Raw genomic sequence first — 2,422 nt, forward strand, 5'->3', positions numbered from 1 at the left:
AGAGAAAAAAGAGAAAGAGAATATCCGTTTTTAAAGAAGAATTATGCCGTTTGATCAATAAGTGACGGGGAATTTTTGTGGTGGTCTCTTTTCGTTGAAATAGGTTTGAGGGCGGCGGGCGTGTTACACTAAAAGCCGCCGGACTGTAGTTTCGGCAGTTGAAAATTTGCAGCTCTTTTTGTGGGGCGTGCTGGACGGTGTGTCTTTTGAGAGTAAATGGGCTGACAATGAGGCTGTTGGGCGTAACGTGCGGGTTGGCGACACTTGAGGCGGGTTTTTTTCTTTTGCCGGTATGGTTTGATGCAATTGGCTTTGAGCCGGGGCAATGGCTTGGTGCGGCTTTGGGAATTCACGCCGGAGTGGCAATGGCTGGGCGTGTTTTGGCTCCAAGGTTTTTGGAGGAGATTGGTCTTCGGCGTGGTGTGATCGGGGGCTTCTGTGTGCTCGCTGCGGCGGCGCTTTTCTTTTTGTCAGTTCATCCAAGTGTGACTGCTTTTTTGGCCGCTCGCGCGGTCTACGGGGCGGGACAGACTCTTTTTTTAGTAGCTTTGCTGTCATTTCAAGTGGCAGCTTTCGATGTGGCGGAGCGGAGCCAAGCTATGACGATTGTGTCGTTAGGCAACGTGCTGCCGATGTTGACGGCTTTGCCGCTGTTCGAATTGCTTTTGGCCCGAGGTTTGGTTCGGTGGTACGAGTTTTTTTTGATGGCCGTTGCTGGGGCGACGGTCTGGGCGGCGTTTCGGCTGCCCGAACTGCCCGATCTGTCGGCGGGGACGGAGCTTCAAGGGCAGGAACGGGCACCGCGGGGGTCCTTTGCTCAGGTATTCCGTGAGCCGGCTCTTAGACGGCTGTTTGTCGTGTTGGGAACGTTTACGACTCTCGACGCCCTACAGGTGCCGCTTGTGTTCGTTGCTCGCGAGCAGGGGCTGCCAGTGTCTTCTTTTATGGTGACTTCGGCTCTGGCGTCGGTGCTGATGAGATCGCTGGGTGTTTCAACGGTGGGACGTTTTCCCCGGCGGACTTTGGCGGCTCTGCCAGGGTTGTTTCTTGCCGTTGCTTTGGCCGGTGCAACGTGGGCAGGGAACCTCTTTTTTATGGCGTTGTGTGGTGCGCTGTACGGGGCGGCAATGGGGCTGGGATACCCGATGATGCTGAGCTTGTTGGGTGATTTGAGTTCGCCAAGCCTGAGAACGCGCGTGGTGAGCGTACATGGATTGATTTATTCGGCGTCGTATTTTGCGGTGCCGATAGCTGTGACAGCCTTGGCGCGGTCGATGAGCTACGTGACGGTTTATCGGTTGGCCAGCGGTGCTCTGGTTGCCGTCGGTTTGTTGGCTTGGCGGATAGTTGCCCGTCATCCGCTGGAAGCAGTTGATTCGGGAAAAGTATCGTAGGTTTTATATTATTAGTTGTTTCTTCAATACATCCAAAAGGTTTTTATCATTTATTGGGACGAGTATGTCGGGGTTGTCCAATCTGTCCGTTCGCTGTTTATAGAGTTCATGGCCATAATTTCAAATATAGCTGGTATGTTCGGAGCTTTTTAAGCTTTTCCGTGCTCTTCGCCGCGGAAACTGGCTTCTGAGTCGAGTTGGCGCGTCATAGGGCTGCCTGTGCGAATTTATTATTTCGGTGTCAGTATGTTAGTATAATAATGAATAATTTTAAATAAACATTAGAGAACCTGTTCGGACGGTTGTTTTGCAGGGAGCATACAGGTTCGTAAACTAGCTGGCAGGAGGTGCTTTCAATAATGAAAAGATTTTTCTGTGCGTGGGGTGCGATCATTTTCTTTTCGGGGACGGCGTTGGCGTTCTCCAATGAGCCAAGCGCATTTCGAGGAATACAATGGGGAGAACCTGTAACGATGCATTCATCAACGCTGAAACTGGTGCAAAGCGATAAAGACCAAGGTGTTGATTATTACATGCGCGTGAAAGATGACTTGACGATGCGAAGAGCGCGTTTAGCCTCGGTTTTATACGGGTTCTCGAAGAAAGGTTTCGAGGTGGCGGTTCTCGCTGCTAGATCTGCGAACGAGACGAAAAATATCTACGAGGCCTGTGTTATTCAGTGGGGCGAACCTGATGAACATACTACCGGAACGTTTGGCGCTGAATGGCGAGGCGAAAACGTTAGGATTCAACTGATAGACGGGCAAACGAAGAACGATATGCTGATCATTCAGAGTAAGATTCAATAAAAATAAGATGCTTTTTGCGTTGGGGTTTGTTGGAGAGGAGATGTCCTTTCTCGGTAGGGCCGAGTGCCCTGCAGCTTTTTATGAGCCTTGAACAGTAGGGCTGTACAAGTCATTTGTCACTTAAAAAGTTATTATTCAAGGCACATTTTTGGACGCGGGATGAAGTTTTTGTAAAGGGTACATCATCGTTGCGATAGAAAAACCGCCTCTCCCAAAAAT

General features: G+C 50.3%; 2 protein-coding genes. Both read left to right on the top strand.

Features of this window, described 5'->3' with window-relative positions; all coding sequences use genetic code 11:
* Positions 1–227: 227 nt before the first annotated feature.
* Positions 228–1,394: an MFS transporter gene (locus HMPREF1249_RS06940; protein ID WP_008520063.1), complete on the top strand. Its 1,167-nt coding sequence runs from the start codon at positions 228–230 to the stop codon at positions 1,392–1,394.
* A 359-nt stretch (positions 1,395–1,753) separates the two neighbouring features.
* Positions 1,754–2,203, top strand: coding sequence for a hypothetical protein (locus HMPREF1249_RS06945; protein WP_008520067.1), 450 nt, complete (start codon positions 1,754–1,756; stop codon positions 2,201–2,203).
* Positions 2,204–2,422 lie beyond the last annotated feature (219 nt).

It is taken from the genome of Jonquetella sp. BV3C21, from assembly GCF_000468895.1.
Lineage (GTDB): Bacteria > Synergistota > Synergistia > Synergistales > Dethiosulfovibrionaceae > Jonquetella > Jonquetella anthropi.